The following is a 20,767-nucleotide window of genomic DNA, read 5'->3' as shown; positions in this document are numbered from 1 at the left end:
CGAGGATCCGACATGCTCACCCTGGACACACTCGACATCACCGACGAGTCCTCCTACGCCGCCGACGGCGGGTACCCCGACCGCGAGTTCGACCTGCTGCGGCGCGAGGCGCCGGTGTTCTGGTACCGGCGCCCCGGCTTCGAGCCGTTCTGGGTGCTCACCCGGCACGAGGACATCGCCTGGGTCTCCCGCAACCCGAAGATCTTCTCCAGCGCCCAGCGGGTCACCCTCGACACCCCCGAGGCCGTCGACATGTTCGAGATCCAGCTCGAGCAGCGCGCCCAGATGTTCGGGCACGCCCCGGACCTGCCGCCGGCCCTGTCCTACATGGACGCGCCGCGCCACCGCCACCTGCGCCAGGTGATGGCGCCCTGCTTCACGCCGAAGGCGATCGCGGAGCTGGAGGAGCGCTTCCACGAGCTGGCGGCCGGCTACGCCGCGGAGTTCGCGGCCCGCCTGGACGAGGACGGCACCGCCGACGTGGCCCGCCACCTGTCCGCGCGGCTGCCGGTCGCCGCCATCTGCGAGCTGGTCGGCGCCCCGCTGAAGGACTGGGACGACATCTTCGAGTGGACGGAGGGCACCACCGGGGCCGCCGACCCGGAGAACCAGCGGGACGGCGAGGACGCCGAGGCCACCTTCGCCCGCAACATGACCGCCCTCAACGGCTATGTGGCGGGGCTGGTCCAGGAGCGCATGGGCCAGCTCGACGGCACCGGTACGGACGTGCTCAGCCGGCTGGCCCGGGCGCGGATCGACGGCGAGCCGCTCGCCTTCCACGAGATCCTCTACACCATCTTCAACCTGCTGGTCGCGGGCATCGGGACCACCCGCAACGCGACCACGGGTGGCGTCCAGGCCCTGCTGGACCACCCGGAGCAGCTGCGCAGGCTCGTCGAGGACCCGTCGCTGGTGGACGGCGCCGTGGAGGAGATCCTGCGCTGGACGTCGATCGCGGTGAACTTCGTGCGCACCGCCCGGCAGGACACCGAGATCGGCGGGCAGCGCATCCGCAAGGGCGAGACCGTCGCCATGTGGTATCCGGCGGGCAACCGTGACGCGTCCGTCTTCGACGACCCCCACCGTTTCGACATCACCCGCGACGCCCGCGCCCACGTCGCCTTCGGCGGGCACGGCGAGCACGTCTGCCTGGGTTCCCACCTGGCCCGGCTGGAGCTGCGGGCCGTCCTGCGGGCGATCCTCCCGCTGCTGCCGCAGCTGGAGATCACGGGCAGGCCGGAGTTCGGGGTGCTGCACCTCCAGGCCGCGGAGATCAAGCGGCTCATCGTCCGACGCAAGGGGAACTGAACCATGGCGGAGAACCACAGGCCGACGCCGGCCACCCTTCAGGAATTCGCCGGCGGCGACGAATCCGACCTGAATGTGGTGGCGCCCTGGGCCGGCCCCGCCGTCGACCCGGAAACCGGTCTGCTGCGGGAGCCGATCCGCGGGCGCCACCTGGTGGCGACGTCGGTCGGCTGGCCCAAGCCGGGGCACGAGCCGGTGGCCATCGAACTCAACGAGGCGATTCTCCGGGAGCTCTACACGCGCCCCGGTCTCCTCGCGGTCTCCCTCGCCATATCGGAGAACAACTTCAACAGCACCAGGAGCCTCAGCATCTGGCAGGACGAGGCGGCACTCGCCGGATTCATGAAATCCAAGCCGCACATCGCCGCGGCACGCCGGGTGCGCGAGCTGATGTTCGACTGGGAAGGCACGCACTGGACGGTCGAGGAAACCGCCGAATTCCCGACCTGGGAAGAGTCCAGGGCCCGTCTGGACGCCGTGCGCGGACCCGGCACGAGCGAATTCGCCTCCCCGGACCACTGAAAGACCGGAAGAACTCCCCGGCATTCGCTGGAGAAACGCTCGACAACCCCTCCAGAATGACTCGAGGGCCACTTGAGGCACGGCCCTCAAGCTGGCCCCGGGCACAGCTTTCCGCAGAGAAGAGCTGGCTCGAAATCAGCGCACACGACCGATCGGAGACCCGCGAAGATGACCGCGACCCTGGAGACCGTCCCGCAGTCGCTCACCACGCACTTCCTGCACCACTTCGACCTGGCCCACGAAATGGTCCTGCAGCTCGCCGAGGACTTCGACGACGCCACCGCGCGTCTCGCGCCGGCCCCCCACAAGCCGCTGGTGTGGTTCCTGGGCCATCTGACCTGCTCCACCGACTACTTCTCCACCCTGCACCAGGGCACGGAGTCCCTGGTGACCGAGGAGTTCTCGCGCCGCTACGCCGGCAACGACAACTCCGACTGGTCCGTCGGGCCCTCGCTGGAGGAGATGATCGACCTCTACAAGGCCGTCCACGCCCGCATGCGCGAGTTCGTCGCGGAGATCACCCCGGCCGACCTCGACCGCGAGTCGCCGCTCGAGCCGGTCGGCGACGACCGCCTGAAGAACCTCGGAAAGGCACTGGCGATCATTCAGATGCACGACGCCTACCACTGTGGCCAGATCGGTTGCCTGCGCGTCGCCCTGGGGAAGTACGTTCCGTTCTAGAACGCGGCCTCGAAGAGCGCTGCTACGGTGTTGAATGAGTTTTGTTCGCAGCGTCCGGTGCTCGAAAGAGGGGTATTCCCATGTCGTCTCACATCGCCTTCTTCAATTTCCCTGCGATCGGCCATGTGAACCCGACGCTCGGTGTGGTCGAAGAACTGGTGCGGCGGGGCAACCGGGTCACGTGCACCGTCACGGAGCACTTCGCCCCGGCCGTCGAGGGGGTCGGCGCCGAAGCCGTGGTGTACGAATCGGTGTTCGGCGATTTCTACCGGAGCCCGTACACCGCGGAGGCCAACGCGGGAGAAGGACTGCGGTGTCTGAACGAGGCGACGTCCCTCGTCGAACAGGTGAGCCCCTTCTACGAGAACGACAAGCCCGATCTGATCGCCCATGACTTCATGGCCTGGGGGGCGCGTTTCTACGCCTCGAAGAACGACATCCCGGTGGTGCGGCTCTTCCCGTCCTACGCGGCGAACGAGCACTTCAGCATCCAGGAGAAGTTCCCGCTGGCCGAGTTCTCGGACCCCCAGGTCATGGACATGATTGGGAAGCTGGCCGCGCTGCTTCCCCAGTTCGGTCTGCCCGCCGACCCCATGGCGTTCTTCCAGGGCATCGAGCGGCGCGGCATCGTCTTCATGCCCCGCGAGTTCCACTACGACGGCGAGACCTTCGACGAGCGGTTCGTGTTCGCCGGACCCTGCCTCGGCGACCGGTCCTTCCAGGGCACGTGGGAGCCGACGTCCGACCGCCCGGTCCTGCTCATCTCCCTGGGCACCGCCGCCACCGGCTGGCCGGAGTTCTTCGGCGCGGCCGTCGACGCGCTGCGCGACAGCGAGTGGGAGGTCGTGATGGCCGTCGGCGACCACATCGACCCCGCCGAGCTGGGCGACCTGCCCTCCCACTTCCACGTCAGCCGGCACGTCCCGCAGCTCGACGTGCTGCGCCGGGCCCGCCTGTTCATCACCCACGGCGGCATGAACAGCACCATGGAGGCGCTCTACCACGGCGTTCCCATGGTGGTCGTGCCGCAGATGAACGAGCAGCGGGCCAACGGCCTGCGGGTGGCGGAGCTGGGCCTGGGCCGCCACCTGACCAAGGAGGAGACCACCGCGCAGACCCTGCGCAAGGCCGTCGACGAGGTGGCCGGCGATCCCTCCGTGCGGGAGCGCGTGGAGAGCCTCAGCCGCGCCATGCGGGCCACGGACGGCCCGGCGATCGCCGCCGACGCCATCGAGTCCTTCCTCGCCGAGGCGCGCTGACCCCGGCCCGACGACTCCGGCCCGACGACTCCGGCCCGACGACTCCGGCCGGACGCCTCCGGCCCGACGACCTCGGCCCACGGCCGGCGATCTCCTTCAGGGGCCTGTCACCCGGTACCACCGGGCGGCAGGCCCCTTCGTCGTGCGCCCGCGCCTCAGGTCTCCCGCGGCTGGACGCCCGTTCGAGCAGCCGTCGAGCGGCCCCGCCCAGGGTGTGGCGTGCGGGGGACTGCGTCCGTCCTGCGGCGCGGCCCCGCCCTAGCTCCTGACACGACCCTGGAAGGCATTGTGAAGCGACTGTCGAAGATTGCGGGCGCTGTTCTGGCCCTGGGCCTGCTGATACCCACCACCACCGCGGCCGTCGGCGACGAGGCCGGAACGAGCGACTCCGGGGACCGCCGGTACGTCCGGGCCGAGTCCTTCCCCCGGTCCGGCTCGCTGGGCCACCCCTCCGGCAAGGGCAGCTTCCGCTTCGGCGTGGCCAGCTCCGCCACCCAGATCGAGGACCGGAACACCAACACCGACTGGTACAAGTGGACCGCGCCCGCGCCCGAGGGCATGGGCAGGAGCGCGTTCGTCGGTGAGGGGGTGCACGGCTACTCCAAGGCCATCGAGGACATCGGCCTGCTGGAGGACCTCAACGTCGACTCCTACCGGTTCAACATCGAGTGGGCGCGCGTCGAGCCGCGCCGCGGCCAGTACGACGAGAAGGCCCTCGCCCACTACGGCAGGCAGATCGACGCCCTGATCGCCCGTGGCATCCAGCCGGTCCTGGTCCTGCACCACTTCTCCAACCCGGTGTGGGTGGACAACCCGGAGGACCCGACCTGTGCGAACGGTCCCTCCGACGCCAACCTGTGCGGGCTCGACCACCCCGAGGGCGGTCCCCTGGTCGTCGAGGCGATGGCCAAGTACTCGGAGATGATCGCCAAGCGGTTCGGCGACCGGGTCCGCGAGTGGGCCACGCTGAACGAGCCGATGGTGTACATGCTGTTCTCGCACGCCTTCGGCGCCGGCCCGCCCGGCAAGGCCAACCTGCCGACCAACTACTCCACCAAGTTCGTGCCGGCCATCCGCACCTACATCGACGCGCACGCGGCCATGTACCGGGCCATCAAGAAGCACCGCCCCAGCGCCTCCGTGGGCCTCACCCTGAGCGTCAAGCAGTACGTCCCGGTGCGTGACGGCAAGATCAGCGACGAGCCCAGGGACATCGCCGCCGCCGACCGCTTCCGCCGCTTCTTCGAGCTGAACTTCATCGACTCCCTGTGGAAGGGCAGCTTCGACGCCGACCTCGACGGCACCCCCGACGAGTCCCACCCGGAGTGGAAGAACACCGTCGACTGGCTCGGCGTGCAGCTGTACGACCGCACCGGCGTCTCCGACCCCGGTGCCACCCCCGGCCCCGGCACCCTGCCGGTCGTCAACATCGACAACTGCGGCGCCCCGCCGTGCCTGCCGCTGCTGGACGACTCCTACTTCATCCCGGCGATGGGCTACGAGTCGAACCCGGCCGGCCTCTACCCGGTCCTCAGTGACTTCGGGGCCCGCTACCCCGGCCTCCCGCTGCTGGTCAGCGAGTCCGGCATCGCCACCAACGCGCCCAAGCGGCGTGCCGAGTTCATCGTGCGGGCCCTGGAGCAGATCTTCCGCGCCCGCGCCGACGGCGTCGACGTGCGCGGCTACTACCACTGGAGCCTGATGGACAACTTCGAGTGGCTCCACGGCTACAACGCCAACTTCGGGCTGTACGGGGTCGACCGCTCCACCATGGAGCGGATCCCCAACGAGGCCGTGTCCGTCTACTCGGAGATCGCCGAATCCCGCCGGCTGAGCCCGGCCGTGCGCGCCGAGTACGGCGGCACCGGTCCGCTCACCCCGGAGCCCGGCGGCGACGGATCCTCCACCGCCCCGTCCGCCCTGTCCACGGCGGTCCTCGGCCGCAGGGACTGACCGCTCCCGACCCGCACCGGCCCGCCCCCGGCACCGCGCCGCGGGGCGGGCCGGGCGGCCCGGGACACGACGGCCCGGCCCGCGCTCCCGCGAGCGTCCGGGGCCGGATTGAAGCACCGCTCCAGCCCTTCTCCAGGGCCGCGTCCGAGGGTGGGACGGGCACCGTGCACGGAACGCGCCCGCCCGCGGGCGCCGGTCGTTGGCGTCAACGAGCTTCGAGGATGAGCAGATGAGTCATGCCCAGGTGAACAGCGGCGAGGAGCAGGCCCCCACCGCCGAGGACGTCGTGGCCTTCCTGCGCACCACGGTCGCCGGCCTGCTGGACGTCGTCCCGGAGTCCGTCGACGCCGACCGGCCGCTGCGCGACCTGGGACTGGACTCGGCGCGGACGCTGTCCGTCGCCGCGGCCCTGGCGGACCGTCTCGGCCGGCCCGTGCCCAGCTGGGTGATGTGGCAGCATCCCACGATCACCGCCATCGCCGCCCACGTCACCGGCGGCGCGGCCGCGCCCGCCGCCGCGGTCCGGACGGGGGGCGTCACCGCCGACGAGCCGATCGCCGTCGTCGGTCTCGGCTGCCGTCTGCCCGGGGGGATCGACACCCCGGACGCCCTCTGGCGGGCCCTCACCGACGGCCTCGACGCGATCGGCGAAGTGCCCGCCGACCGCTGGAACGCCGAAGCGTGGCTCGACCCCGACCCGCTCGCCCCCGGCAGGATGACCACGCGCTGGGGCGGCTTCCTCGACGACGTCTCCCGCTTCGACGCCGGCCTCTTCCACATCTCGCCCGCCGAGGCCCGTCACATGGACCCGCAGCAGCGCATGGCGCTGGAGGTCGCGTGGGCGGCGCTGGAGGACGCCCGCATCGTGCCCGGCGCCCTCGCCGGCACCCGCACCGCCGTCTTCATGGGCGCGATGGCGCAGGAGTACCACCTGGCCACCGGCGCCGACCCGGAGAGCATCGGCATCCACTCCGCCGTCGGCTGGGACAACTCCATCATCCCCGCCCGCATCGCCTACACCCTCGGCCTGCAGGGCCCGGTGATGGCCGTCGCCACCGCCTGCAGTTCCTCCCTCACCGCCACCCACCTCGCCGTGCAGAGCCTGCGGCGGGGCGAGAGCGACCTCGCCCTCGCCGGCGGCGTCAACGTCATGCTGCACCCGGACACCACCGTCGCCATGACCAAGTTCGGCGGCATGAACCCCGACGGCCAGTGCCGCGCCTTCGACGCCGCCGCCAACGGCTACGTCCGCGGCGAGGGCTGCGGAGTGGTGATCCTGCGCCGCCTGTCCGACGCCCTCGCCGCCGGTGACCGCGTCTACGCGGTGATCAGGGGAACCGCCGTCAACAACGACGGCGCCTCCAACGGCCTGACCGCGCCCAACCCGCAGGCGCAGGTGGACGTGGTGCGGGCCGCCTGGCAGGACGCGGGCGTCGCCCCCCAGGACGTCTCCTACGTCGAGGCCCACGGCACCGGCACCCTCCTCGGCGACCCCATCGAGGCGGAGGCGCTGGGCGAGGTCTTCGCCGAGGGACGCGACCGGCCCCTGCTCCTCGGCTCCGCGAAGACCAACTTCGGGCACCTGGAGCCCGCCGCGGGCGTCGTGGGCCTCCTCAAGACCGCCCTCGCCCTCCACCACGGCGAACTCCCCGCCAGCCTGCACTTCGACGAACCGAACCCGCACATCGACTTCGAGGGCGCGAAGCTGGACGTCGTCACCGAGCAGCGGCCCTGGCCCCGGGCCCGGCGGCGCTACGCCGGGGTCAGCGGCTTCGGCTTCGGCGGCACCAACGCCCACGTCGCCCTGGAGGAGGCCCCGCACCGCCGGCGCCGCCTCGTGCCCCTCACCGCCTCCGGCGAGGAGGAGCTGCTGCGCACCGTCGCCGATCCGGCCGCCCTCGCGGCGGCCGCGCCGACGCCCGCCGCCGCCGCGCCCGACGGCCACCGCGCCGTCGCTGCCGTCACCGGCCCGGGCGCCGCCGACCTGGTCGCGGGCCCGCTGGCGCCCGCGCCGCGCACGCCGCTCGCCTTCTTCTTCTCCGGCCACGGCTCGCAGTGGCTCGGCATGGGCCGTGACCTGCTCACCGAGCCCGCGTTCCGCACCGCCCTCGACGCCTGCGACGACGCCGTGCGGCAGTACACCGGCTGGTCGGTCGTGGAGGAACTCCTCGCCGGCCCGGACCGCTCGCGCCTGCACCGCACCGACGTCGTCCAGCCCGTCCTCTTCTCCCTGCAGATCGCGCTGGCCCGCACCCTGACCGCGTGGGGGCTGGAACCCGACACCGTCTTCGGCCAGAGCGTCGGCGAGGTCGCCGCCGCCGTCACCGCGGGCGCCCTCTCCCTCGAGGAGGGCGCGCGGGTCATCACCACCTGGTCCGCGCTCGTCGCCGAACACGCCGACGGCCACGGCGCCGTCGTCGTCTGCGACCTCACCGTCGACGAGGCCGGCGAACTCGTCCGCGAGGCCGGTGGCGGGGTCGGCGTCGCCGGTCACCTCGCTCCGGGGCAGGTCTGCCTGTCCGGTCCCACCGACGCGGTCGCCGCCCTCGAGCGCAGGCTCGCCGACGACGGTGTGCGCACCCTGCGGGTCGACATCGGCTACGCCTCGCACAGCGCCGCCCTGCGGGACCTGGCCCCCGAACTCGTCCGCCGCCTCGGCGCCGTGGCCACCCGGACGACGTCCGTGCCCTTCGTCTCCACCGTGACCGCCGAGCCCGTGGCCGGGCACGCCCTGGACGCCGAGTACTGGGCCGCCAACATGTGCGAGCCCATGCTCCTGGCCGAGACCGTCCACGGACTCACCGTCACGGGACCGGCCGCCGCCCGCGGCCTGCGCATCGTCGAGCTGGCCCCGCACCCCGTGGCGCGGCACTCCTTCGAACGGACCTTCACCGCCCTGGGCGACAGCCGCTCCGGCGTCCTGACGACCGGTCGGCGCGACGCGCCCGCCCGGCCCTGCCTGGAGGAGCTCGCCGCCCTGCTGTGGTGCGAGGGCCACGACGTCGACTGGCACGCCCTGCACGGCCGCCGGGAACGCACCGCCCTCACGGCGCCCGTCGTCCTGACCGTCTCCGGCAGGACCGAGGAGTCCCGCGCCCGCAACGCCGCCCACCTCGCGGACCGCCTCGCCGGAGCCTCCCTGGGCGACCTCCTCGACGTCGCCTCCACCGCGGCGCGGCACCGCACGCACTTCGAGCACCGGGCCGCCGTGACCGCCCTGTCGGCGGACGCGGCGGTGGACGGGCTGCGGGCGCTGGCGGACGGCCGCGCCCACCCTGACGTGGTGGAGGGCGCCGTGGCCGGAGGCGGCCTGGCCGTGCTGTTCACCGGCCAGGGCAGCCAGCGCGTGGGCATGGGCCGCGGCCTGTACGCGGCGTTCCCCGTGTTCCGGCAGGCGTTCGACGAGGTGTGCGCGGCGCTCGACCCGCACCTGCGCGTTCCGCTGGCGGCGGCGGTGTTCGCCGCGCCGGACAGCGCCGACGCGGCCCTGGTGCACGAGACGGAGTTCACCCAGCCGGCGCTGTTCGCGGTCGAGGTCGCCCTGTTCCGGCTGTGGCGCTCCTGGGGCGCCGAGCCGGACGCGGTCGCCGGGCACTCGGTCGGCGAGATCGCGGCGGCCCACGTGGCCGGGGTCCTGGACCTGCCGGACGCGGCGCGTCTGGTCGCGGCCCGCGGCCGCCTGATGCAGGCCTGCGAGCGGGGCGGCGCGATGGCCTCGGTGGAGGCCTCCGAGACGGAGGTCGCGGAGGTCCTGGCCACCGTGACCGGCCGGGTGTCGGTCGCCGGGCTGAACACCCCCGTGCAGACCGTGGTGTCCGGTGACGCCGAGGCCGTGGAGGAGGTCTGCGCCCGGTTCGCCGCCCAGGGCCGCCGCACGCGCCGCCTGGAGGTCTCGCACGCCTTCCACTCGCCCCACATGGACGCCATGCTCGAGCGGTACGGGCAGGTGGCGGCGGAGTGCGCGTTCCACGCCCCGCGCGTGGCGCTGGCGTCCTCGGTCACGGGCACCTGGGCGACCGCGGAGGAACTGTCCGACCCGCGGTACTGGGTGCGGCAGGTGCGGGACGCGGTGCGCTTCGTCGACGTGGTGCGCACCCTGGAGACGTCGGGGGTGGGCCGCTACCTGGAGTGCGGTCCGGCCGCGGTCCTGTCGGCGATGGCCGCGGGCAGCGCGCAGGGCCAGGCCGTGTTCGTCGCCTCGCAGCGGGCCCCCCGGACGCCGGGGGAGCCGGTGGACGAGGTGGGCGCCCTGGTGCGCGCGCTGGCCGCCCTGCACGTCTGCGGCCAGGACGTCGCCTGGGACCTGGCCCTGCCCCAGGGCCGTCCCGTCGACCTGCCCGTCTACGCCTTCCAGCAGGACCACTACTGGCTCGAGACCTCCCGCGGCAGGGACCGGCGCGCCGCGTCCCACGCCGACGACGCCCTGTGGGACGCCGTGGGCGCGGGCGGGACCGAGCGGCTCGCGGAGCTGCTCGGCGCCGACGACCCCGACGACCTCGCCACCGCCCTGCCCTACCTCGCCGCCTGGCGCGAGCAGCGGGACACGTCCGCCGGCACCGTCGACCGGATGTACGAGGAGTCCTGGGAACCGTCCGCCGTACCGGGCACCGCGCCCGCCGCGCACGGCACCTGGCTGATCGCCGCTCCGCCCGCCGCCCGGCCGCTCGCCGACCACCTCGCCACGACCCTGGCCGGCACGGGCGCCCGCACCCGCGTGCTGACCACCGACGACGACCGCGCCGCCCTCGCCGCGGCCCTGACCGCGGCACGCGGCGACGAGACCTTCGACGCCGTCCTCGCCCTCACCGCCGCCGACACCGCCCCCCATCCCGCGCACCCGGACGTGAGCAACGGCGCCGTCCACACCCTCACGCTCGTCCAGGCCCTGTCGGACGCCGGGGTGCGGGCACCGCTGTGGCTCCTCACCCAGGGCGCGGTGGCCGCCCGCCCCGACGACCCGGCGCCCGCCCCCGAGCAGGCCGCCGTCTGGGGGCTCGGGCACGTCGTCGCCCTGGAGCACGGCGACCGCTGGGGCGGACTCGTCGACCTGCCCGCCGGCACCGCGCCCGCCGGCCCGCTCGACCCGGCCGTCGTCCGTCAGCTGACGGCCACCCTCGCCGCCCACGGCACCCCCGCTGCCGAGGAGCACACCGCCCTGCGGCCGGCCGGACGTCTCGTGCGCAGGCTGCGCCGCGCCGGGCACACCACCGCCCGGCCCTGGAAGCCCCGCGGCACCGTCCTGATCACCGGCGGCAGCGGAGCCCTCGCCGGGCACCTCGCCCGCCACCTGGCCGCACGCGGCGCCGAACACCTCGTCCTGGTGTCCCGCCGCGGCCCGGCCGCCGACGGCGCGGCCGAACTCGCCGCCGAGATCGAGGCCGCCGGCTGCCGCGTGACCCTCGCCGCCTGCGACGTCACCGACCGGACCGCCCTGGCCGGCCTGCTCGACCGGATCGACGACGGCGACACCCCGCTGCGCGCCGTCTTCCACACCGCGGGCGTCCTCGACGACCGCCTGCTCAACCGGCTCGACGCGGCGGCGCTGGCGGTCGGCGCGGCCCCCAAGCTGACCGCGGCCTCGCACCTGCACGAACTCACCCGGCACCGCGACCTCGACGCCTTCGTGCTGTACTCCTCGGTCATCGGTGTGCTCGGCAACACCGGCCAGGGCAACTACGCGGCGGCGAACGCCGCCCTGGACGCCCTGGCCGCCCGGCGCCGCGCCGAAGGACTGCCCGCGATCTCCCTCGCCTGGGGACCGTGGGCGGACGGCGGCATGACCCACGGCGCCGCCGAGACCCAGCTGCGCGGCATGGGCCTGACCCCGCTGCCCGTACGGCAGGCCCTGGCCGCCCTCGACGCCGCCCTCGCCGCCCAGCACATCCGGACCACGACGGTCGTCGCCGACGTCGACTGGCCGCAGGCCTCCGCCGCCTACACGGACGGCCGCAACCGTCCCCTGCTGCGCGGCATCCCCGAGGCCACCCCGGTCGCCCCCGCCGAGCCGGACACCTCGCTGCGCTCCACCCTGCTCGACCTGCCGGAGGACGCCCGCGAGGAGCACGTGCGCCACCTGCTGGCCGTGGAGGCCGCCGCCGTGCTCGGCGTCGGCGACCCGCGCTCGCTCGACCCGGAACGGGGTTTCAAGGACCTCGGCTTCGACTCGATGATGTCCGTCGACTTCAGTGCCCGCGTCCAGCGGCGCACCGGAGTCACCACCCCGCGCACCCTCGCCTTCGACCGGCCCGACCTGGCCTCGGCCACCCGGTGGCTGCTGGAGGAACTCGCCCCGGCCGCCGCCACCGCCGACGCCCCGCGGGCCACCGCCGTCCGTGCGCGCGGCGACGAACCGCTCGCCGTGGTCGGCACCGGCCTGCGCATGCCCGGTGACGCCGTCGACCTGGACAGCCTGTGGGCCGTCCTCTCCGAGGGCCGCGACACGGTCGGCACGGTGCCCGCCGACCGCTTCGACATCGACGCCTTCTACGACCCGGACCCCGACGCGGAGGGCCGCACCTACACCCGTCACGCCTCGTTCCTGCGCGACGTCGCCGGTTTCGACGCGGCCTTCTTCGGCATCAGCCCGCGCGAGGCCGAACCCATGGACCCCCAGCACCGGCTGCTCCTGGAAGCCGCCTGGAACGCCCTGGAGGATGCCGGGATCCGCCCGCGGGACCTGCGGGACTCCCGCACCGGCGTCTTCGTCGGCGCCGGAGCGGGCGAGTACGGCAAGTACCGGCAGGGCGGCAGCGCCGACACCTACACCCTCACCGGCAGCCTCTCCAGCTTCAACGCGGGCAGGCTCTCCTACCACCTGGGCCTGCAGGGACCCGCGCTGTCCGTCGACACGGCCTGCTCCTCCTCCCTGGTCGCCCTGCACCTGGCCTGCGAGGCGCTGCGGGCCGGCGAGTGCGAACTGGCCCTCACGGGCGGTGTGCAGGTGCTCGCCGACCCGGGCGCGTTCGTGGCGCTCAGCCGCTCGCACGCCCTCGCTCCGGACGGCCGCAGCAAGACCTTCTCCGCCGACGCCGACGGCTACGGCCGCGGTGAGGGCGTCGGCGTGATCGCCGTCATGCGCCTGTCGGACGCCCTCGCCCAGAACCGCCCGGTGCTCGGCGTGATCCGTGGCACCGCCGTCAACCACGACGGGGCCAGCAGCGGCATCACCGCCCCCAACGGCTCCTCCCAGCAGAAGGTCGTCCGCGCCGCCCTCGACTCGGCCGGCCTCTCCCCGGCCGACGTCGACTACGTCGAGTGCCACGGCACCGGCACCTCGCTGGGCGACCCGATCGAGGTCCAGGCGCTCGCCGCCGTCTACGGCAAGGGCCGTGAGCCGGGCAGCGCCCTCGGCCTCGGCACGGCGAAGAGCGTCATCGGGCACCTGGAGTCCGCGGCGGGCATCGCGGGCGTCTGCAAGCTGCTCGCCTCCTTCCGGCACGACGCGCTGCCCGCGACCGTGCGCAGCACCCCCCGCAATCCCGCGATCGCCTGGGACGACCTGCCCGTGCGCGTGGTCGACCAGCTCGAGCCCTGGCAGCGGGACGGCAACCGTCCTCGCCGGGCGGGCGTGTCGTCGTTCGGACTGAGCGGGACCAACGCGCACGTGATCGTCGAGGAACCGCCGGTCCGGGAGCCGTCGGCCCCGGCCGGTGAGGAGGTCCGTCCGGTGCCGGTGGTGGTGTCCGGACAGGACGAGACCGCGCTGCGGGAGCAGGCGGGCCGCTGGGCGGCCTTCCTGACCGAGCACCCGGAGGCACCGGTCACCGATGTCGCCGTGACCGCGGCGCGTCACCGCACCCACTTCCCGTCCCGGGCGAGCGTCGTCGCGGCCGATTCGGCCGAACTGATCGCCGCGCTGCGGGCGTTGGCGGAGGGTGAGGCGCACGACGCGGTGGTGACCGGGCTCGCGGAACGGCGCGGCAAGGTCGTCTTCGTCTATCCGGGTCAAGGTTCGCAGTGGGTCGGCATGGGCCGGGAGCTGCTGGCGAGCAGTGAGGTGTTCCGGGAGGCGGTCGAGGCGTGTGACGCGGCGCTGCTGCCGTTCACCGGCTGGTCGGTCCGCGACGTCCTGGAGGGGATCGAGGACGGCCACCCCGGCTTCGACCGGGTCGACGTGGTCCAGCCCGCGCTGTTCGCCATGGGTGTGGCCCTGTCCGCGCTGTGGCGTTCGCTCGGGGTCGAGCCGGCCGCGGTGGTCGGGCACTCCCAGGGCGAGGTCGTCGCCGCGGTCGTCGCCGGCGCCCTCACCCTCGAACAGGGCGCGCTGGTCGTCGCCCGCCGCTCGCAGGCCGTCCTCGCCTGCGCCGGCCAGGGCGGCATGGCCCTCGTCGAACGACCGGTCGCGGAGGTCGAGGGGTTCATCGCCCCGTTCGGCGACGCGCTGTCCGTCGCCGCGGTGAACACACCCGGCTCCACCATCGTCTCCGGCGAGGCCGAAGCGATCGTGCGGCTGGTCGACCAGCTGGGCGAGCAGGGCGTCTACGCCCGCAAGATCAACGTCGACTACGCCTCCCACAACGCCCAGATGGACCCCCTCCTGCCGGCCCTCGCCGAGCACTTCGAGGGGCTGGTCGCGGGGCAGGCGGCCATCCCGTTCTATTCGACGGTCACCGGCGAGGTCGCCTCGGGGCAGGAGCTGGACGGCGGCTACTGGTGCCGCAACCTGCGTCAGCCGGTGCGCTTCGACCGCGCCCTGGACAAGCTCCTCGACGACGGCCACACCGTCTTCGTCGAGATGTCCGCGCACCCGGTCCTGGCGATGCCGCTGACCGACGCCGGCGCGGAACGCGGGGGCATCGTCGTCGGCTCCCTCAGCCGTCGTGACGGCGGGCCGGGGCAGCTCCTGCGCAACCTCGGTCTCCTCCACGTCCAGGGCCACGACCTGGACTGGGACAAGGTCCTCGGCACCGGTGGCACCGGCGGTGGTCTCGTGGCCCTGCCCACCTACGCCTTCCAGCGCGAGCAGTACTGGCTGGAGACCCCGAAGCCGTCCGGCGACGCCGGGTCGCTCGGGCTCGAGGCCTCCTCGCACCCCTGGATCGGCGCCGTCACCCCGCTCGCGGACGGTGAGGGGCATCTGGTCACCGGGCGGCTGTCGCTCACGGACCAGCCCTGGCTGAAGGACCACACCGTCTTCGGCTCGGCCGTGGTCCCCGGTACCGGTCTGCTGGAGCTCGCCACCGCCGCGGCCCACGAGGCGGGCGCGGCCGGTGTCGCCCAACTGACGCTGGCCGAACCGCTGGTGGTCGACGACCCGGTGCGCATCCAGGTCACCGTCGGCGCACCGGACACCACCGGCCGGCGCACGATCGCCGTCCACAGCAGCGCCGACGGGGCACACGCCGAATGGACCCGCCACGCGAGCGGAGAGCTGCGGGACGCCGCCGCGCCGGTCACCGCTCCCACCACGGACCCGGCCTTCGCCGAGCTGCGCGGCTGGCCGACGACCACCGCAGCGGCCGAGCCCGTACAACTCGACGGTTTCTACGAGCGGTTCGCCGCACAGGGCATCGACTACGGCTCCCTCTTCCAGGGGCTGACCGGGCTGTGGCGCAAGGGCGACACCGCCTACGGCACCGTCCAGCTCCCCGCGACGGCCTCCGCCGACACCTTCCTGCTCCACCCGGCGCTGCTGGACACGGCGCTGCACATCATGCGGGCCGTGACCGCCGCGCCCGGCGATCCGGAGCCGGAGGGCGCACTGCTGCCCTTCGAGTGGAGCGACGTCGAGCTGTACGCCGCCGGCGGCGCGGAACTGCGCGTCCGTATCGACGTGCTGCCGCCCGAATCGGGCGACCGGCGCTCGGAGGAAGGGCTCCGGATCCGGCTCTGGGCGTGCGACACGACCGGCGAGCCCGTCGCCCGGATCGGCGCTCTCCACCTGCGCCGGGCCACCGCGGCGCAACTGCGCGCCGCGCGCGGGGCCGCGGACGGACTGCACCGCCTGGAGTTCCGGCCGGTGCCGTCGTCCCGCCCGCACGGACCGGCCGCGTCCACCGTCCTCGGCGGCACCGGCGCGCTCGCCGGGCTCCTGGGCGTGCCCTGCCTCGCCGACACCGACGAACTGGCGGCCCTGCTGGGCACGGAGAGCGGGGCACCCGCGCGGATCGTCATCGACGCCACCGGCCGCCCCCCGTTCGACAGCGGGCCGGAGGCCGCCTACCGGGCCACCGAGCACGCCCTCGCCCAGCTCCAGACGCTCCTGGCCGACGAACGGCTCACGGCGACGGAACTCGTCTGGGTGACCCGGGGCGCCGTCTCCGCCGTACCGGACGACCGGCTCGACGGACTGCCCCACGCGCCTCTGTGGGGACTGCTGCGCTCGGCCCGTGCCGAGCACCCCGAGCGGGGGCTGCGCCTGGTCGACCTCGGTCCCGACGACACCGACCGGGACGGACTCGTCCGCGCCCTCGCCACCACCGGTGAGCCCGAGCTCGCCGTCCGGGCCGGCGAACCGCTCGCCGCCCGCCTGACCCGCGCCGAGGCCGTGTCGGACGCAGCGACCAGCGCCGTGGCCGACGACGTGTCGGACGGCGCGTCGGACGGTGCCGCCCCGCGGCCGCTCGACCCGGAGGGCACCGTCCTGATCACCGGCGGCACGGGCGAACTCGGCCGGGAGACCGCCCGGCACCTGGTACGCCACCACGGTGCGCGCCACCTGGTGCTCACCTCCCGCCGGGGCCCCGACGCACCCGGCGCGTCCGAACTGATCCGCGAACTGGAAGAAGAAGGTGCACAGTGCGTACGAGTGGTGGCCTGTGATGTCGCTCGGCGAGATGACGTTGCGCAAGTGCTCGGTCTTGCTGCGCAGGATCACCCGTGGACTGCGGTCCTGCACCTCGCCGGCGTCCTGGACGACGGCACCGTCCTCGGCCAGGACGCACAGCGGCTCTCCCATGTGATGACCCCGAAGGTCACCGGCGTCCACCACCTCGACGAGCTGACCGGTGACCTGGACCTCGCCGCCCTGGTCCTCTTCTCCTCCGCCGCGGGCACCTTCGGCACCGCCGGGCAGAGCGTCTACGGGTCGGCCAACGCCTACCTCGACGCGTTCGCCGCCCGCCGCCGCGCGGAGGGCCGCCCGGTCACCAGCCTCGCCTGGGGCCTGTGGCACCAGGCCGGTGTCGGCATGACCTCCCACCTCGGCGCGGTGGAACTCGAGCGGATGCGACGCCAAGGCATCGCGCCGCTGCCGTTCGAGACCGGACTGGCCCTGCTCGACGCGGCGCTGGCCCGACCCGCGGACACCCTCGTCCCGGTCAAGCTCGACCTGCGGGCCGTCCAGCGGCAGGCGGACCGCGGGGACGACGTTCCCGCGCTCTTCCGGGCCCTGGTGAGGCCCCGGCTGCGCCGCGCGGGAGGAACGGGCGACGCCACGACCGGCCAGGGCGGCCTGCGCGAGCAGGTGCTGGCGGCTCCCCCGGAGCAGCGGGCGGACCTGGTCACGGCCATGGTCCTGCGTGAGGTCGCCACCGTGCTCGGCATGGCGGAGTCCGCCTCGCCGGCGCCGGACCAGGTACTCAAGGACCTCGGCCTCGACTCGCTGATGGCGGTGGAGCTGCGCCGCCGCCTCGCCGCGGAGAGCGGTCTGTCGCTGCCGGCGACCCTCGCCTTCGACTACCCGACCCCGCAGCACATCGCCGGGCTGATCCTCGACCGGCTGAAGCTGCCCGCGGCGGGCTCCGGCACCGCCGACGCGGCCACGACGGCCGGCCCGGACGACCCCGAGGCGCTGCTCGGCTGGGCGCTCCAACGGCTCTCCGCCGACCGGCTCCGCACCAGCGGCCTGCTCGACCGCCTCGTCGAGCTGGCCAACGAGCAGACCCCCGGCGCCGCGGACGCCGCGACCGCGGCCGTGCCCGTCGGGGCCACGGCGGGCGGCGAGGAACGCTCGGTGGACGACATCAACGCCGAACTGAACGCGCTGTTCGAGGCGTCGGGTCTCGACCTGGACTGACCGGGCGGCACCGACGCGCAAGCACTGACGAGGCAGGGGCCGGACACCCGTCGGCCCCTGCCTCACCTCTGCCGAACACCAGGTCATGTCGACTGCCGCTCAAGTCGCGAACGGTTGGGTGGTGGTGTCCCTGGTCTGCTCCCCGGGACGCCCGATCTCCCGCGGTGACAGTGCAGAGAGGCTCGAAGGTGTCGATGTCGAACCAGAACGCAATGGAAGCCGCACTCCCCGCGATCCGGGCCCTGCAGAAGCGGGCGTCGGAACTGGAGGCCCGCCAGGCACGACAGCGGGAACCCATCGCGATCGTGTCGATGGCGTGCCGGCTGCCGGGCGGGATCGACACGCCGGAGGCCTTCTGGGAGCTGCTGGCGGCGGGTGGTGATGCCGTGGGTGGTCTGCCGTCGCGTTGGGACGGGCTGAACCTGTTCGACGCGGACCCGGAGGCCGTCGGTAAGAGCTATGCCCGCGAGGGCGGCTTCCTGGACGACATCGAGAACTTCGACGCCGCGTTCTTCGGAATATCGCCGCGTGAGGCCCTGTCGATGGACCCGCAGCAGCGGCTCGTCCTCGAGACCTCCTGGGAGGCCCTGGAGCGCGCCGGCATCCGCCCCTCGTCGCTGGGGGAGAGCCGAACCGGCGTCTACCTGGGCACCATGAGCTCGGACTACGGCGACCTGGGCCGGGACCTCGACGCTCTCGACGGCTATGTGAGCACCGGAAAGGCATCGAGCGTGGTCTCGGGCCGGGTGGCGTACACCCTCGGCCTCCAAGGGCCCGCCATCACGGTGGACACGGCCTGTTCCTCGTCGCTCGTGGCCGTACACCTCGCCGTGCAGGCACTCCGCCAGGACGAGTGCGACCTCGCGCTCGCCGGCGGCGTGACCCTGATGAGCGCTCCCTCCCTGTTCGTGGAGTTCTCGCGGCTGAAGGGCATGGCGGCGGACGGGCGCTGCAAGTCGTTCTCGGCCTCGGCGGACGGTGCCGGATGGGCCGAGGGTGTGGGTGTCCTGGCGCTGAAGCGGCTGTCCGCCGCCGAGCGGGACGGGGACCGCGTCCTGGCCGTGATCCGGGGCTCCGCCGTGAACCAGGACGGCCGCAGCCAGGGCCTGACCGCCCCGAACGGGCCGTCGCAGCAGCGGGTCGTGCAGGCCGCACTCGAGGCCTCCCGGCTCACTCCGGCGGACATCGACGCGATCGAGGCGCACGGCACGGGCACGTCGCTGGGCGACCCGATCGAGGCCGGCGCCCTGGCCGAGGTCTTCGGCCCCGGACGCCCGCAGGACCGGCCGGTCTGGCTTGGTTCGTCGAAGTCCAACATCGGCCACGCCCAGGCCGCCGCCGGAGTCGTCGGCGTCATCAAGATGGTCCTCGCCCTGGAGCACGGAACGCTGCCCAAGACCCTCCACGCGGAACAGCCGAGCCCGCTCGTGGAGTGGAAGGACAGCGGGCTGGAACTGCTGCAGGAGGCCCGCCCCTGGAAGCAGGACGCGGAGCGTGTTCGCCGCGCGGGCGTGTCGTCGTTCGGGCTGAGCGGCACCAACGCCCACGTGGTGTTGGAGGAGCCGCCCACCGCGGAGCTTCCGGACCCGAAGACGGACGACGGCCACCCGCTGCCGGTGGTGGTCTCCGGCCGGGACGAGGCCGCCCTGCGCGAGCAGGCGGGCCGCTGGGCCGACTGGCTCGCACGGCACCCGCGGACGCCCGTCGCCGACGTGGCGGTCACGGCCGCCCGGCACCGCGCCCACTTCGAGACGCGGGCGAGCGTCGTCGCGGCCGATTCGGCCGAACTGAGCGCTGCTCTGCGGGCGTTGGCGGAGGGTGAGGCGCACGACGCGGTGGTGACCGGGCTCGCGGAACGGCGCGGCAAGGTCGTCTTCGTCTATCCGGGTCAGGGTTCGCAGTGGGTCGGCATGGGCCGGGAACTGCTGGCGAGCAGTGAGGTGTTCCGGGAGGCGGTCGAGGCGTGTGACGCGGCGCTGCTGCCGTTCACCGGCTGGTCGGTCCGCGACGTCCTGGAGGGGATCGAGGACGGCCACCCCGGCTTCGACCGGGTCGATGTCGTCCAGCCCGCGCTGTTCGCCATGGGTGTGGCTCTGTCCGCGCTGTGGCGTTCGCTCGGGGTCGAGCCGGCCGCGGTGGTCGGGCACTCCCAGGGCGAGGTCGTCGCCGCGGTCGTCGCCGGCGCCCTCACCCTCGAACAGGGTGCACTGGTCGTCGCCCGCCGCTCGCAGGCCGTCCTCGCCTGCGCGGGCGAAGGCGGCATGGCGCTGGTCGAACGACCGGTCAGCGAGGTGGAGGAGTTCATCGCGCCGTTCGACGGCGCGTTGTCCGTGGCCGCGGTGAACACACCTGGTTCCACCATCGTCTCCGGCGAGGCCGAGGCCGTGGTGCGGCTGGTCGACCGGTTGGGCGAGCAGGGCGTCTACGCCCGGAAGATCAACGTCGACTACGCCTCCCACAACGCCCAGATGGACCCGCTCCTGCCCGGGCTCTCCGAGCAGTACGCGGGACTGGTTCCGGGTCGGGCGACCATGCCGCTCTACTCGACCGTCACGGGCGACGTGGCTTCCGGCATGGAGCTCGACGGCGACTACTGGTGCCGCAACCTGCGTCAGCCGGTGCGCTTCGACCGCGCCTTGGCCAAGCTCCTCGACGACGGCCACACCGTCTTCGTCGAGATGTCCGCGCACCCGGTCCTGGCGATGCCGCTGACCGACGCCGGCGCGGAACGCGGGGGCATCGTGGTCGGCTCCCTCAGCCGTCGTGACGGCGGGCCGGCACAGCTCCTGCGCAACCTCGGTCTCCTCCACGTCCAGGGCTATGACCTGGACTGGGACAAGGTCCTGGGTGCTGGCACCGGCGAGCTCGTGGCCCTCCCCACCTACGCCTTCCAGCGCGAGCACTTCTGGATCGAGACGGCGAAGCCGTCCGGCGACGTCCGCACCGTGGGCCTGGAGGTCTCGGACCACCCCTGGCTCGGGGCCGCCCTCGGCCTCGCCGACGGTGAAGGCCACCTCCTCACCGGACGCCTCTCCCTCACGGACCAGCCCTGGCTGGGTGAGCACGCCGCCTTCGGCACCGTCCTCGT

At 73.7% G+C, this 20,767-nt stretch carries 7 protein-coding genes; all 7 read left to right on the top strand.

Features of this window, described 5'->3' with window-relative positions; all coding sequences use genetic code 11:
- The first annotated feature begins 12 nt into the window (after positions 1-12).
- Positions 13-1,308, top strand: coding sequence for a cytochrome P450 (locus ABZ836_RS25400; protein WP_356137445.1), 1,296 nt, complete (start codon positions 13-15; stop codon positions 1,306-1,308).
- 3 nt (positions 1,309-1,311) lie between these two features.
- Positions 1,312-1,830, top strand: coding sequence for a DUF3291 domain-containing protein (locus ABZ836_RS25395; RefSeq protein WP_356137447.1), 519 nt, complete (start codon positions 1,312-1,314; stop codon positions 1,828-1,830).
- 168 nt (positions 1,831-1,998) lie between these two features.
- Complete coding sequence (locus ABZ836_RS25390) at positions 1,999-2,511, top strand: DinB family protein (RefSeq protein ID WP_361145791.1); 513 nt, start codon at positions 1,999-2,001, stop codon at positions 2,509-2,511.
- 80 nt (positions 2,512-2,591) lie between these two features.
- Positions 2,592-3,770 carry a macrolide family glycosyltransferase gene (locus ABZ836_RS25385; protein ID WP_356137451.1) on the top strand — a complete coding sequence of 393 codons (1,179 nt, stop codon included), beginning with the start codon at positions 2,592-2,594 and terminating at the stop codon, positions 3,768-3,770.
- A 288-nt stretch (positions 3,771-4,058) separates the two neighbouring features.
- Entirely contained in the window at positions 4,059-5,723 is a 1,665-nt protein-coding gene (locus ABZ836_RS25380; protein ID WP_361145788.1) for a family 1 glycosylhydrolase, read from the top strand.
- A 229-nt stretch (positions 5,724-5,952) separates the two neighbouring features.
- The gene (locus ABZ836_RS25375) at positions 5,953-17,679 is read left to right on the top strand and encodes an SDR family NAD(P)-dependent oxidoreductase (RefSeq protein WP_361145785.1); all 11,727 of its coding nucleotides are present in this window, start codon (positions 5,953-5,955) and stop codon (positions 17,677-17,679) included.
- Positions 17,680-17,891: 212 nt separating this feature from the next.
- Positions 17,892-20,767, top strand: a 2,876-nt coding sequence (locus tag ABZ836_RS25370; protein WP_361145782.1) for a type I polyketide synthase, incomplete at its 3' end; no start/stop codon positions are given.

The sequence above is a fragment of the Streptomyces sp. NPDC047130 genome, assembly GCF_040643475.1.
Lineage (GTDB): Bacteria > Actinomycetota > Actinomycetes > Streptomycetales > Streptomycetaceae > Streptomyces.
Note: the sequence above shows the minus strand (reverse complement) of the source record. Positions and strands in the feature narration are given on the sequence as shown.